Source organism: Corynebacterium gottingense, assembly GCF_007559235.1.
GTDB classification, from domain to species: Bacteria; Actinomycetota; Actinomycetes; order Mycobacteriales; family Mycobacteriaceae; genus Corynebacterium; species Corynebacterium gottingense.
Genome location: NZ_VMHH01000020.1, coordinates 1 through 13,361 on the forward strand (window position 1 = coordinate 1; position 13,361 = coordinate 13,361).

Annotated in this window: 12 protein-coding genes and 3 tRNA genes; all 15 read right to left on the bottom strand. The window is 66.0% G+C overall.

Features of this window, described 5'->3' with window-relative positions:
- Positions 1 to 68: 68 nt before the first annotated feature.
- A complete protein-coding gene (gene rplL / locus FPH17_RS11690) occupies positions 69 to 458 on the bottom strand; it encodes a 50S ribosomal protein L7/L12 (protein ID WP_095275082.1) in 390 nt (129 codons plus the stop codon).
- 64 nt (positions 459 to 522) lie between these two features.
- Positions 523 to 1,044 (bottom strand): 50S ribosomal protein L10, encoded by a 522-nt coding sequence (rplJ, locus tag FPH17_RS11695; protein WP_095275083.1) that lies wholly within the window; start codon positions 1,042 to 1,044, stop codon positions 523 to 525.
- A 285-nt stretch (positions 1,045 to 1,329) separates the two neighbouring features.
- Positions 1,330 to 3,834 carry a choice-of-anchor M domain-containing protein gene (locus FPH17_RS11700; RefSeq protein WP_154880763.1) on the bottom strand — a complete coding sequence of 835 codons (2,505 nt, stop codon included), beginning with the start codon at positions 3,832 to 3,834 and terminating at the stop codon, positions 1,330 to 1,332.
- The gene (locus FPH17_RS11705) at positions 3,835 to 4,713 is read right to left on the bottom strand and encodes an anchored repeat-type ABC transporter permease subunit (RefSeq protein WP_154880765.1); all 879 of its coding nucleotides are present in this window, start codon (positions 4,711 to 4,713) and stop codon (positions 3,835 to 3,837) included.
- The gene (locus tag FPH17_RS11710; RefSeq protein ID WP_154880767.1) at positions 4,706 to 5,518 is read right to left on the bottom strand and encodes an anchored repeat-type ABC transporter ATP-binding subunit; all 813 of its coding nucleotides are present in this window, start codon (positions 5,516 to 5,518) and stop codon (positions 4,706 to 4,708) included. The genes FPH17_RS11705 and FPH17_RS11710 overlap by 8 nt, the downstream gene beginning before the upstream one ends.
- Complete coding sequence (locus FPH17_RS11715; protein WP_154880769.1) at positions 5,518 to 6,435, bottom strand: choice-of-anchor M domain-containing protein; 918 nt, start codon at positions 6,433 to 6,435, stop codon at positions 5,518 to 5,520. Before FPH17_RS11715 ends, FPH17_RS11710 begins: the two co-directional genes overlap by 1 nt.
- A gap of 15 nt (positions 6,436 to 6,450) precedes the next feature.
- The gene (locus tag FPH17_RS11720) at positions 6,451 to 7,995 is read right to left on the bottom strand and encodes an anchored repeat ABC transporter, substrate-binding protein (protein WP_239216930.1); all 1,545 of its coding nucleotides are present in this window, start codon (positions 7,993 to 7,995) and stop codon (positions 6,451 to 6,453) included.
- Positions 7,992 to 9,656 (bottom strand): TIGR03773 family transporter-associated surface protein, encoded by a 1,665-nt coding sequence (locus FPH17_RS11725; protein ID WP_154880771.1) that lies wholly within the window; start codon positions 9,654 to 9,656, stop codon positions 7,992 to 7,994. The genes FPH17_RS11720 and FPH17_RS11725 overlap by 4 nt, the downstream gene beginning before the upstream one ends.
- Positions 9,657 to 9,773: 117 nt before the next feature.
- Complete coding sequence (gene rplA, locus FPH17_RS11730; protein WP_095537575.1) at positions 9,774 to 10,484, bottom strand: 50S ribosomal protein L1; 711 nt, start codon at positions 10,482 to 10,484, stop codon at positions 9,774 to 9,776.
- Between the two features lie 79 nt (positions 10,485 to 10,563).
- The gene (gene rplK / locus FPH17_RS11735) at positions 10,564 to 10,992 is read right to left on the bottom strand and encodes a 50S ribosomal protein L11 (protein WP_095275090.1); all 429 of its coding nucleotides are present in this window, start codon (positions 10,990 to 10,992) and stop codon (positions 10,564 to 10,566) included.
- Between the two features lie 190 nt (positions 10,993 to 11,182).
- Positions 11,183 to 12,133 carry a transcription termination/antitermination protein NusG gene (nusG, locus tag FPH17_RS11740; protein ID WP_154880773.1) on the bottom strand — a complete coding sequence of 317 codons (951 nt, stop codon included), beginning with the start codon at positions 12,131 to 12,133 and terminating at the stop codon, positions 11,183 to 11,185.
- 135 nt (positions 12,134 to 12,268) lie between these two features.
- Positions 12,269 to 12,589, bottom strand: a complete 321-nt coding sequence (secE, locus tag FPH17_RS11745; protein ID WP_095275092.1) for a preprotein translocase subunit SecE — start codon at positions 12,587 to 12,589, stop codon at positions 12,269 to 12,271.
- Between the two features lie 24 nt (positions 12,590 to 12,613).
- A tRNA-Trp gene (locus FPH17_RS11750) sits at positions 12,614 to 12,689 on the bottom strand.
- 72 nt (positions 12,690 to 12,761) lie between these two features.
- Positions 12,762 to 12,833: transfer RNA gene (locus FPH17_RS11755), tRNA-Met, on the bottom strand.
- A 26-nt stretch (positions 12,834 to 12,859) separates the two neighbouring features.
- Positions 12,860 to 12,932: transfer RNA gene (locus FPH17_RS11760), tRNA-Thr, on the bottom strand.
- Positions 12,933 to 13,361: the final 429 nt, after the last annotated feature.

The following is a 13,361-nucleotide window of genomic DNA, read 5'->3' on the forward strand; positions in this document are numbered from 1 at the left end:
CGCGAAACCCCCGCCCTCCGGTGTTCAAAATACCGGTGGCGGGGGTGTCGTCGAGAAGCGAAAGGCTCTTACTTGAGGGTGACCTTTGCGCCAGCCTCCTCGAGCTTGGCCTTTGCAGCCTCAGCGTCGTCCTTGTTTGCGCCCTCGAGGATGGCCTTCGGAGCACCCTCGACCATTTCCTTAGCGTCCTTCAGGCCCAGGCCGGAGACGATCTCGCGGACAGCCTTGATGACGCCGATCTTCTTGGCGCCTGCGTCCTCGAGAACGACGTCGAACTCGTCCTTCTCTTCCTCAGCGGCAGCGTCGCCAGCAGCGCCCGGAGCGGCAGCAACAGCAGCAACCGGTGCAGCAGCGGTGACGTCGAAGACCTCCTCGAATTCCTTCAGGAACTCGGAAAGCTCGATGAGGGTCATTTCCTTGAACTGCTCAATGAGCTCGTCCTTGGACAGCTTAGCCATAATGGCATCCTTTCTGTTTGTGGGCGCTTTGGCCCGAATGTTTGGTGTGTGTAGTTAGTTCGCGTTACGCAGCGTCGTCCTGCTTGTCCTGCAGTGCAGCGACAAGGCGGGCCGTCTTGGACGCCGGAGCCTGGAACAGGCCGGCGGCCTTTGCCAAGGAGCCCTCGAAGGCACCAGCGAGCTTTGCAAGAGTGGTCTCGCGGTTGTCCATCTCGGCGATGGCATCAACCTGAGCAGCATCGATGGCATTGCCATCCATGTAGCCGCCCTTGATCACGAATGCGTCGTGATCCTTGTTGAACTTCTTCATGACCTTCGCAGCGTCGACAGCCTCGCCCTTGATAAAGGCGATAGCGGTCGGGCCGACAAGAAGATCGTCGAGACCCTCAATGCCCTGCTCGTTAGCAGCGATCTTGACGAGGGTGTTCTTGGCGACGTGGTATTCGACGTCGAAGCCGAGCTCACCGCGCAGTTCCTGCAGCTGACCAACGGTCAGGCCACGGTACTCAGTCAGCACGATCGAGCTAGCTGCCTCGAACTTTTCCTTCAGAACCTTAAGCTCCTGCTCGTTCTTCGGGTTAGCCATGTACACACGCCTCCTTCCAATTCTTCATGTCCTTCAATCCGCCCGGAGCATTTCGCTTCTCGACGCTCACGCGCCCCAAAGAAAAATGCCCCGTGCAGAAGCACGAGGCACCCTGAAAGGCAAGCCACGTTTCTCCTGCGTGGGCCGATCCCTGGAGTGGGATTCCTTCGACTCTGCGGTGGCAGAGTGACCGACGGTCTTCGGTGAAACTTGAGCACGGGTTTTCACCCGTTCAAACTTCGCGTCGTACCTTAGTCGGTCCCCTGCCAAAACACCAAATCGCGCCTACACTCCCGACGATTCCGCCGCGTCCGCGCTGGAGCTCCCCGGTTTCGGGGCGTGCCGCAGCATCTTCGCCGCCGCCGTGAAGAGCACGATGCCGCCGAGCAGCGCCATCAGGCCCACGCCGAGAATGAGTCCTCCCCAGAAGCCGCTGGCGGTCATGCCCTGCGAGGTCGCGACCTGCGCCTGCGCTGCATCCTCACCGTTGTCACCACCGCTGTCGCTTCCGCGCTTCGGTTTCGTGCCATCGAAGGAGGACACGATCCCACCGGTACCGCTGCCGGCCTTTTCGCCGGAGCCGTGGTCCGGCTTCGCGGTCGTCGTTGTCTGCTTCTTCGTTGTCTGCTTCCTCGTTGCCTGCTTCTTCGGCACAGACTTACCCTGGGCACTGCTCGTCTTCGCCGGCGTGTGCGTCCGGGCACCTCCCCGGCTACCCGGGGCACTGCCCGGTCTCTCCGAGCCGCTGCCGCCGGCGGAGGCGCTCACCCGCTGCTCGCGTGTCGGGGCGGCCGCACCACTTCCCCGCCTACTGGGAGCGCTCTGAGCTGGTGCCGGCGGCTTCGGCGACGTCAGCTGTGGCGCCGATGGCTTCGGCGACGTTGCCGTCACGGCATCCTTGCCCCCGCCGCGCAGGTGCGCGAAGAACGGCCCCGCCTTCTCCCCGAAGGCGCCAAATTCCTTGTCCACGGAGCGGATCCCCTTGGCCAGAGCCCCCACCCACGTGTCGGAGCCGTCGGCACCAGAATCGGCGCCGGGCTCGTCACTGGAATCGGCACAGTCGGTGCCGTCAAGCGATGCGTACCCGCTCGACGAGTACTCCTTCGCCTGCGCCACTGCGGAGTCACCCACGGCAAACGCCGCCGTCAGCTCCTTCGAGAACGCCTCGCCCGAGCTGGCGGTGCCTTCGAAGCGGAACGTCGCAGAGTAGAGGCCGTCCTTGGTAAAGCCGAACGCCTGGTGGTCGTGGTCGTTGACCCCGTACTCCAGCGCGGTCGCAGCGTCACCGGAATCGAGCTCCAGTGTCGTGCCACCGAGCGACTCGTGCCAGGAGAAGATCCGCCCGGGGCCTTCCACATCCTTCATGGTCACCTTCACGTTGCTGCCTGGTGCCAAGCTGTCCTGCGTCAGCCGCGTCGTGGAAAACCCGAGCCACGGCAGGCCCTTCACCTGCGCCTGTGGCAGCACCCACATTGATTCGGGTTCGCCGGGGAAGCTTGCGCGGAAGTTCGCCGGGATCTGAGTTCTCGCCGCGTCGGGCACCTCGAACAGGAACGTGCCGGAGTCACGCGGGGTCGGCGAGCGCGGATCACTGTCATCGATGAGCTTCGCCCCAATGCCGCCGTCATCCACCAGCCCCATATCCATGTGACCAGCACTGATCAACGCCTCCGGCTTGGTGCGCAGTGCGCGCGCCGCCTCGCAGCGCCCCTCGTCCGGTCGCGTCGCGCTGGGCTGCTCGCTTGTCGACGCCACCGCGCCCCCGCCCGGCGCCGAGCCGTCATCGGGTTTTTGACCGGGTTCGCCGCTGGGTTCCCTGCTGGGTTCGCCTTCCTGCGGAAGCAGCTGCCCCGTGGTCAGCGGCGCGCTCTCGTCGGTGCCACCGGTGCCAGCTTCCGCGCCAGCACCGCCGTCCTCAACGCCCTGCCCCGGGTCGCCGCCAACATAGTTGGTCACTTTGCGCAGTTCGGTGGTGGTGCCGTCGGCCAGGCCCACATCGCCGTCATCGCCGACGAGCCAGTATTGGGTGATGGGCTTGGTGTGCTGCGGCGTGCCGTCGATAAGCGAGGCCCTGCCCTGCCACGTCAAGGCGTAGATGCCGGGCTTGGAAAAAGCCCAGTTGAAGTGGCCGTGCGCGCCGACTTCGTAGTCGACCGTGCGGGCCTGCGGGTCGGCACTATTGAAGACGATTTCCGCGGGCGAGATGGCATTTTTGAAGAAGATGTGCACGTCGCCGGGCCCCTCGATGTCTGTGAGGTCGAAGTGCATGAGGTCGTCCTCGAAGTTGCTGGGGATGGCGGACGGGTCGCCCTCGTGGGCGGGATCGAAGGCGCCGAGACCCGACCAGATGGGGCGCCAGTTGTCGGCCCAGTCCACGGACTGCGGTGCGAGCCACACGGTATCGCCGGGCTGACCAAGGAAGTCGAGCGAGCCGTCGTCCGGGATCTGGATGCGGGAGACCTCGTTGCCGTCCGGATCGGCGTCGCGCGGCAGGCGGAAGCAGACATCGTCCTGGTTTACGACCTGCTGCCCGTCCACTGCCATGACGGTGAGGTCCCCGCCGACGCGGGTGCCGTAGAGCGCGTCGTTGTGGGAGTGATAGAGCAGCTTGCGGCCTGCGCAGGGGTGCGTCGTGCCGTCGCGGCCTGCCCACGGGGTATCGGCCGGCAGGTCGACGCCAAAGCCGGCATCGCCGGGCACGTGCCCGGTGTCAGTCAGCTCGGCGGCGGCAGCCACCGGAAAGCTGGCAACAACGAGCGCCGCCGCGGCGACGAGTCTGAGCAGTCGCATCTAGACGATCTCCTTCCGCGGCGTCCGGCCCGGCGCGCGCAGCACCCCGCGGCGCGGCGCGAACAGCCAGCTCAACCCGAAGATCGCGGTCACACACAGAACGATCGTGGCGCCCGTGGGCGAGTCGAAGGACCAGGCCAGCCACACGCCGAGGACGCTGCCGACGATGCCGATCAGCGCGGCGAGCACCATCATCGTCTCCAGGTTGTCCGTGAACAGGCGCGCGGCGGACGCGGGCGTGACCAGCAGCGCAATGACCAGAATGTTGCCAATGGTCTGCACCGAAATCACCACGGCAGCGGTCACGCACAGGTAGAGCACCAGGTCGAGCGCGGCCACGGGCAGATTCATCGCACGCGCGGTCTCGCGATCCAGCGCCACCGCGGTGAGCCACGGCCGCAGCGCCGCAACCAGCGCAATGATCACCGCGCCGGTCACGCCGCTCACCCACAGGTCGCGCACGCTTACGCCAGTCAGGGAGCCAAAAAGAAATGCGCTTAACGACGCCGTGTAGCCCTCGACCCGCGAAATAATCACTAACCCAAACGCGAACGCCGCGGCGAACACGATGCCGATGATCGCGTCCTCCTTGATCGTCCTGCGCTGCGACAGCACGGCGATCACGACGGCGACGACCGCCCCGGCCACAGCCCCGCCGAGCAGCACCGAGGCGTGGAGCGCGAACGCGATGGCCACCCCCGGAAAGACCGCGTGGGCGACGGCGTCGCCGATGAACGCCATCCCGCGCAGTACCACGAAGCAGCCCACCACGGCGCACAGCACCGAGGCCAGCACCGCCGCCACGAGCGCGCGGGGCAGGAACGCGAGCTGCGGGTTGGCCACGTCAGCGAGGAACTGCAGGAAGCCAATCTCAAGCATGCGTGGCCTCCTTGGCACGGTGTGGTTGGTGTGGCTGGTTCCGTACGTGCGTCTGCAAGGCGGCCAGCCAGGGCGATTCCGGCCCAACCCCAAACGTGTCCATCCACGGTCGGGTGTCGCACAGCTGTCCGGGGGCCGAGTCGGCCACGACCCCGCCGCGGAAGAGGATGAGGCGGTCGCAGGAATCGACGGCCTCGACGATGTTGTGCGTGGACATGACGATGGAGATGCCGTGGCCCGCCAACTCGCGGAACAGGGCGAGCAGCTGCTCGGTGGACGGGATGTCCAGGCCGGTGAACGGCTCGTCGAGGAAGAGGGCCCGGGGTTTGCGCACGAGCGCACGGGCGACCAGAACGCGCTGGCGCTGCCCGCCCGAGAGATCCGCGATGGGGCGCGCGGACAGCTCGGTGAGGTTGACGCTGTCCAGGGCGTCCGCGACGGCGTCGCGCTCCGCGGCACCCGCGCGTGTGTACCAGGGCCGCAGGTCCAGCGTGGCGTTGAGCACCGCGGACGCGACGTCGATGGGAAAGTCCCAGGCCACGTCGTGACGCTGCGGGACATACCCCACCGCCTTGCGCACCTGCGCGCCGGTACGCCCGGCGACGCGCACCGTGCCGCGCGCGCCAGGGATCAGGCCGAGCATGGCGCGCAGCAGCGTCGTTTTGCCCGCCCCGTTCGGCCCGAGCAGTCCGACAAACTGTCCGCCCAGAATGTCCAGGTCAACGCCGTCGAATACTGCGCGCCCCGGGTACCCCGCGCTAAGTCCCGAGACCCGAATCAGCGCATCTTGACTGCTCGCGGCCATTACGCGCGCCCCTTCCGCGAACGCACGACCAACAGGGCCACCAGCGCGACGACGAGCACGCCAATCCCCAGAGCGACGAGGAGCCCGGCGTTGCTGCCAGCAGATGAGCCCGCGGCAGCATCCGCGGCGCCGTCCGTGGCCTCGTTCTCGGCGCCATTTTCGGCACCGCGCCACGGGCCGGAGAACTCGGCCGTCTGCGCCTCGGCGGGGTCGGTATCGCTGCCCACCGCGATGCGCACGACTTCCTCGTCGGTGTGGGTGTTACCCTCGTTGTCCTTCACCACGGCGCGAACGCCCACCAGCTGCACGCCCGGCTGGGTAAACACCCAGTTGGCGTGGGTGTGCGTGTTCGGCTCCACCCACATCGGCTGCGTGCCGTCCTCGCGCGAAGACCACAGCAGCTGCGGCTCGTGGAACCCGCCCGGCTGCAGGAAGAGCGAGAAGTCGCCGTCACCCTCGTGCCCGCCGAACTCCAGGCTCACGCCGTTTGAGGAGCGCTCCAGCAGCGACGGCGACTGCGTATTCCACCCCAGCCAGGGCACACCCTGCACCTCGGTCTGCGGGATCACCCACACGTCATCGCCCGCGCCCGCGCCGGTGAAGTCGAAGGCCCCGGTGTCGGGCAGGGTCTGCTTGGCGTCGTCGGAGACCTGAAAGACGACGTCGTTAAGCCTGCGCCACACGGGCGGGTCCTGCGAATCGTCGCGCGCGAGGAAGATGAGCTCGTCGCCGTCGAAGGTCGCGCCGAGGTCGACGTGGCCCGCGGAGATCACGGCCTGCTCGCCGGCGGGCGCGATCGCCTCGTCGCTGCGCACCGTCTGCTGCAGCGCGGGGTCATTGTCCATCCCCTGTGCGCCAGCAACGGGCGCGAGCGCGGTCGCCGCGGCGAGGGTGAGGGCTGCAAGTTGAAGTTTCATGTCAGGGTTCCTTTCTTATGGCGCAAGGCAAGTGCTTATCGACGCCGCGTTTTCTTCTACAAAGTGCACATACGTATCCGCGGGCCCCTCCCCCGGCGGGTCGAGGGTGTCGCCCCAGATCGGGCAGACCTGGATTCCCAGGTGCGCCGCCGTCTCCGTGAGCACGCTGCTGCTGCCTTCCAGCTGTGGTTCCAGAAAGACCGCGGGGACGTGCAGGTTTTCCAGCGTGCGGGTAAAGGCGATGACGTCGCGGGGGCTCGGCTCGATACTGGGGTTCGGCGTGACAAACCCGGCGATGCGCAGCCCGTAGGCCGCGCCCAGGTAGGAGTAGCCGTGGTGGGTGGTCACCAGGTTGCGGTTCGCCTCCGGGATGCGCTCCACCGCCTGCCGCATCGTCTGGTCCGCAGCGTCCAGCTGCGCGAGGTACGCGGTGGCATTGCGGGCGTAGTCCTCCGCGTTGGCGGGGTCGGCGGTGCTGAGCTCGTCGCGCACCACCTTGACCACGGCTTTCACCGCGGCAACGTCGTGCCAGAAGTGCGGGTCCAGCTCGCCGTGGACGTGGTTGCCCAGCACCGCCTGCGGCAGCAGGTAGGTCTCCTCCCCGGGGTTGCCCAGGAAACGGAAGGCACGCTCCGGCGGGACGGGCTGCAGCGTGGTCGTCGGCACCGCGATCACGGCGTCGGCCGGGTCGAGGTCGCCCAGGTCGTCATCACGCAGGGTGAGGCGGGTCTCGCCGTCGCGGAGCGTGGTGGTGATGTCCACGTGCCCCTGGTCCAGCACCGTTTTTCCGGGCGTCACTTGGGCCGGGTCCTGGCCGACGACCACCGTGAACGTGTCCTCGGCCTCGCCGCGGGTTGCCGCATCTTCCACGGAGTCACGGACCTCACCGCGCATGGTCAGCTCGTACACTCCGGGCTCGGAGAACGCCCAGCTGACGTGGGTGTGCGCGTCGACAGGCAGCACCGTCGAGTCGTTGGTGTCAATGCCGTCGTGTGAATCGAACACCACCTCGGGGGTGCCAAAGGTGCCGAGGATGAAGGCGTAGGCATTGCCGGGGCCGTGGGCGTCGATAAGCGAAAGCTCCGTCACCCCGGTTGGTGGCAGGGATTTGCCGGTGTCCACACGGAGACCGAGCCACACGGTGTCCAGGCTGGCATCCTCGACGAGCGGGATTGGCGAGAACCCGTAGCGCTGCGCCTGCTCCGCGACCGGCACGACGGGCACCGTCTCGCGGACGGTGGAGTCGATGGTGTGGGACAGCGATTGCGGCTCGAGTAGCAGACCGTTGGTGAATACGGCGTCGGCGTAGGCGATGTCGCGGGTGGCGTGCAGGCTCGGTTCGTAGGTGTGCGGGTCGACCCCGCGTCCCATCAGCGAAGTCACGGTCGCATCGTCGCCCGCGACGTTGCTCACCACGTCCGCGAGGATCGAGGTGGACGCGACGACGTTGAGGGTGCCGTCATCGCCCTGGGTACCGCTCGCGCTGCCGCAGCCGCCCAGCGATGCGGCCAACGCGACGGCGACGCACGCGCCGGCAGCACGGGTGGTCGCGCGCCTCACTTGGTGGCCCCAAGCGCGGCGAGCAGGCGGCGCCGCAGCGCCGTGTCCAGGCAGAGCATGCCGCCGCCGAAGACGAGCACGCCAATCCCCAGCACGGCGATGGGCAGCGTCATCACGGTTGGGCCGGTCTCGGCGAGCCCGCCGCTGCGGGACCCGGACGCCGAACTCCCCGTCACCCCGGCGGCCGCGCTTTCGCTGCCGGAATCTACGGAGTCTGCGGGGCCTGCGGAGCCTGCGGGGCCTGCGGAGCCGGTGCCGGCTGCGCCCGCGCCACCGCAGTCCCCCTCCGCGTCGTAGACGGAGCCGAAGTCGAAATGGCCGTCGTCGGCGTTACCGGAACCGCCCACCTCGAAGGTGAGCGTCGCGGTACCGCTGAGTTCAGTGCCGTCCTTCGCTGTGGCGGTGTGGCGCACGGTCACGTGGTAGGTGCCTGGGGCGCTAAAGACCCAGTTGGGGTGCACGTGCGAGTTCGCCGGAATGGTGTGGGCGCCCTGCGCGGTGCCGTGCTCGGCGCGGAACCACTCCTCGCCCACAATCTTGCCCAAGCCGCCTTGGGTGAACACGAACATGTTGCCGGGCCCGTCGAAGTCGGTGACCTCCCACGTCACCTCGCCGGTGGTGTGCTCCAGCAGGGACTCGTGCTGGGTGTTCGCACCCAGCCACGGCACCCCGGCCTGCTGGGTCGCGCCGATCATCCAGGCCTCTCCGGCCCGGATCGGTCCGACATCCTCGGGCAGGGTGGTCGCTGCGGCGTCGCCCAGCCCGAAGACCATCGTGGCGGGGTCGTTCCACGTCGCGGGCACCTGCCGGTCGTCCTTCACCTGCGGGCTCAGGGCCGGCTTGCAGGACTCGCTGGACGCGGCGGTTGCGGCCTCAGTGCCCTCGGCGGGCTCGGCAGGCTCGCCGGCGTAGGTCTCCACCCGGTGCGACGCCTCCGGCTCGTCCGTGCCAGCCAAGCCGCCGAGCACCGAAGCGTCATCACTCTGCGTCGCAGAGTCCGCCGGGGTCGGTGTTGTTTCGGCCGAGTCAGCCTCCCCCACCATCCAGGTGTAGGTCGCCTCGTTCGACGTCGCGCCGCCCGCGTGCGCCACGACCCGCATCGTGTAAGTGCCGGGCTCGGTGAACAACCAGTTTGCGTGCGCGTGCGCAGGCGTGTCCTGGTGGATGGTCGCGCCTGCGTTGAGGGCGAGGGTGGCGTCGTCAAGCACTGGCCCAACGCCGCCGAGCCCCTGCGCCTGGAAAAGGTACACCTCGCCTGGGCCGGAGATCTCGAGGAATTCGATGTCAATGTCGCTGATCCCCGCGCCGGCGAGCGCCTGCGTGTCCCAGCCCGGCCAGATGAGGTCCGACTGCTGCGTCTGCGGGAGCAGGTAGCCTGGCGCGCCAATCCCTTCGACACTCTCGGTGTCCTCGGTATATGCCTGCTCGCCGACAACAAGGGTGACGTCCTCGGGGGCGTGCTGCACATGCGACCCCGTCACGTCCTCCTGCAGGCTCAGCGCGATCCCGTCGCCGTCGGGGCGCACCGCAAACGCGTCGATGTGCCCGGTATCCAGGCTGAGCTCCGCCGCGTGCGCGATCGGCGCGAGGAGCACCAGCAACAGCGCAGAGATTATCGACGCCACCTTGCGCCGCCCACAAGTCACTCCGAAGATTTTCACTTAATGAACATTATTTTCATTAATCGCGCATGGCAAGTCACCCAGGTGAGCAAACAAAAAACGCCCCGGGCCAGACTTGAAAAAGTCCGGCGCCGGGGCGCTCAGTGTGCGCGAGGCTTAAGCCTTGGTGGCGTAATCCTTCTGCACGGAGGCGTCAACCGGGACGCCCGGGCCCTGGGTCGCGGAAACCACGATCTTCTTCAGGTAGATGCCCTTGGCGGATGCCGGCTTCAGGCGCAGCACCTCGTCGAGGAGCGCGCCGTAGTTCTCGGCGAGCTGCTCGGCGGTGAAGGATGCCTTACCAATCAGCGCGTGCAGGTTGGCGGCCTTGTCCACGCGGAAGGCAATCTTGCCGCCCTTGGACTCCTGGACAGCCTTTGCGACGTCCGGGGTAACCGTGCCGGTCTTCGGGTTCGGCATGAGACCACGCGGGCCGAGGACACGAGCGACGCGGCCGACCTTGGCCATCTGGTCCGGCGTTGCAATGGCAACGTCGAAGTCGAGCTGGCCGTTGTTGATCTGCTCGATGAGCTCGTCGGTGCCAACGATGTCGGCGCCAGCCTCCTGTGCCTTGGTGGCGTTCTCGCCCTCAGCGAAGACTGCGACGCGGACGGTCTTACCGGTGCCGTGCGGCAGGTTGACGGTGCCGCGGACCAGCTGGTCAGCCTTGCGCGGGTCGACGGACAGGCGCATGGCGACGTCGATGGTGGCGTCGTAGTTCTTGGAGGAGGTCTCCTGCGCCAGCTTCACCGCGTCGAGCGGGTGGTACAGGGCGTCGCGGTCGACCTGTGCGAGGGTCTCGTTGTAACGCTTGGACTTCTTAGCCATGTTGCGTTCCTTTCTTCGTATGTGATGTCAGGAGTGGTGGTACGGGCCTGGCCGGCCCTCCCACCTGCGTCGAGCGGGTTTACTTCTCGACGGTGATGCCCATGGAGCGGGCGGTACCAGCGATGATCGCGGCGCCAGCCTCGATGTCGCGGGCGTTGAGGTCCTTCTTCTTGGTCTCAGCGATCTCCTTGCACTGATCCCAGGTCACGGAACCGACCTTCTGGGTGTGCGGGACGCCGGAGCCCTTCTTGATGCCCGCAGCCTTGAGCAGCAAGGAAGCTGCCGGCGGGGACTTCAGGATGAAGTCGAAGGAGCGGTCCTCGTAGACGGTGATTTCCACCGGGATGATGTTGCCGCGCATGGACTCGGTGGCGGCGTTGTAGGCCTTGGTGAACTCGACGATGTTCACGCCGTGCGCACCGAGCGCCGGGCCAACCGGCGGTGCCGGGTTCGCCATGCCTGCCTCGATGTGCAGCTTGATCAGGCCAGTGACCTTCTTCTTAGCCATCGTTAAACCTCAATTCCTTGGTACAGCGCCCCGCCCACGATGTTTGGCGGCACGCTTCCGGATGCCCCGCTTTCCCGGAGCCACCGGGGAGACGAATAGAAAACGTCGCGCAGCCCTTGTGCGGGCACGCGCGACGTTTTACCTTACGGCAGGTGGGGCGCAAGAAGCAAAACGCTTCTCGACGCCACGCCTACATAATCCGCTCGATCTGGTCAGCCGTGAGCTCGACCGGAGTTTCGCGGCCGAAGATGGACACCAGCGCCTGGATCTTGCCGGTCTCCTCGTCGATCTCGGAGATCGTACCCGCAACGGACGCGAACGCGCCCGACAGGATGGTGACGGCCTCGCCCACCTTGTAGTCGTGGGTGACCTTCGGCTTCTCTTCCTCCTCCGGCATCGCGATGACGGTCTCGCCCTCTGCATTCGCGACGCTCTTGCCTTCGACCGGCTCCGCCTTCGGCATGAGGAACTTCGCCACATCGCGGTGCTTCACCGGCGTCGCGTTGCCCTCGTTGCCCACGAAGCTGGTCACGCCCGGGGTCTCGCGAACCACGGACCAGGCAGCGTCGTTCATCTCCATGCGCACCAAGACGTAGCCCGGCAGCAGCTTCCGCTTCACCAGCTTGCGCTTATCGTCCTTCTTCTCCAGCACCTGCTCGATCGGCACGACCACGTCGTAGATGGAGTCCTCCACCTCGAGCGTCTGGATACGCATCTCCAGGTTGGTCTTCACCTTGTTCTCGTAGCCCGAGTAGGACTGGATGATGTACCACTCGCCCGGCAGCTTCTTCAGCTCGCGGACGTAAGCGCGCAGGCGGGCGCGGTACTCGCTGTCGGCTTCGGCCGCAGAATCGTCGCCAAGCGCCGCGGCGGCAGCTGCCTCGGCATCTCCCTCGGCGCTCTCCTCGCCCTCGATGCCTTCCGTCTCCGGGTCAGTTTCCTCGGTGACCGGGGCACCCTCGTCGACCATCTCGAGCTCTTCCTCCTGCTCGGAGGGGGCCTCCGGCTCGGCAGAGTCGGCCTGCTGCTCAGCCAGTTCCTCCTCGGGGTCGGTCTGATCGGTGACGGGCGCGCCCTCGTCGATCATTTCCAGCTCGTTTTCCTCGACCGTGTTCAGGGCGTCGTTGTTTTCCACTGCCATGGTCCGTCTCCTTTAGTTCGTAAATTCCCCGCCCTAGCGTACTCACGTTGGTGGTTCGCGCGCGGTGGGACAAAAACTTATCCCGCCCCTCGGAGTCCGAGGAAGCGGGATATTAAGTAACCGTTCGCATTATAGCTAACGAATGAAGATCCATTCAACCAGCAGGCTAGCCAGGCTGTCGGTGCCCCACACCATGACGGTCAACACGATCAGGAAGGCAAACACAATGAGTGTGTAGTTGAGCATCTCCTTGCCGGTCGGCCAGATAACCTTGCGCATTTCGGAGACAACCTCGCCCGGGAATGCTGCGGCGCCGTTCTTCTTCTCGGCGTCATCGCCATCGCGCTTCGCGGGGGTGCGCTTCTCTTCGTAGGAGTCGGTGGAGATCGGAGACGCCCCGCCCAGCTGACGCTTACCGGTTGGCCGTGCCGGGTTCTGACCGTTGGGGTTAGTCAAGAAAACTCCTCCACATTCATGCTTTGGCAGGGGCGACAGGACTCGAACCTGCAACCTACGGTTTTGGAGACCGTTGCGCTACCAATTGCGCCACGCCCCTAGGTCCCTGCGTTGTAAACAATTACAGGGGCCTAACCCTACCACGAACGCCGGAGCATCCGCTTGAGGTGAGTAGCGATGGAGAGAATTGAACTCTCGACACAACGATTATGAGTCGTTTGCTCTACCACTGAGCTACACCGCCATGTGTTTGCCTTACGCAAACAACAGAGCCCCCTGACAGAATCGAACTGTCGACCTTTTCCTTACCATGGAAACGCTCTGCCGACTGAGCTAAGGGGGCACAGCCTCTTTGTTGTGAGTCTCACCTTTCGGTGTGACCCGCTCCGTTGAAGCCTTAAGAAGATTAACCCGATAGCATTAAAGAACACAAATCGCCACTACAGGGCGGGTTTTTAGGCCGTTTTTCACGCACTTATGAACGCTATCTGGGCCCTGCGCATTGGAGGCGCGACCGTGCGCCCCTCCACGCGGCGGCGGTACCGTGCCTCCGGCGCTGCAGGCGCCAATGTCGCTGCCGCGGGTCGCTGTGGCGAGGGATAGTTCAGGCTGCCGCCTACTAGACGAGAACCCCGTGACGAGGATGCGACAAAATCCCCGCACCCTCGTCATCCTGATCTCGTCAAACAGCCGTCCCTTATACACATCTGACGCTGCCGACGAAGCGGATAAGTTATCTCTTGGTCGCCGCCGGGCCGTCACAATACACAGA